We start from the raw sequence: 313 nt of genomic DNA on the forward strand, positions 1-313 counted from the left end.
GCTTTGATTACCGTAAAATGCTAATTTCCACTTATGCGGGCATCATAGCAGTGCTTTGGTTACCGTGAAATGGTGTTTTTCACTTATGCGGGCATCATAGCTGCGCTTTGGTTACCGTGAAATGCTAATTTCCACTTATGCGGGCATTATTGCTGCGCTATGATTACCGTAAAATGCTAATTTCCACTTATGTGGGCATCATAGCTGGTCTATGAGTACCATGAAATGGTGTTTTTCACTTATGCGGGCATCATAGCTGGTCTATGATTACCGTGAAATGGTGTTTTTCACTTATGCGGGCATCATAGCTGTG

This window comes from Cytobacillus praedii, assembly GCF_001439605.1.
GTDB classification, from domain to species: Bacteria; Bacillota; Bacilli; order Bacillales; family Cytobacillaceae; genus Cytobacillus; species Cytobacillus praedii.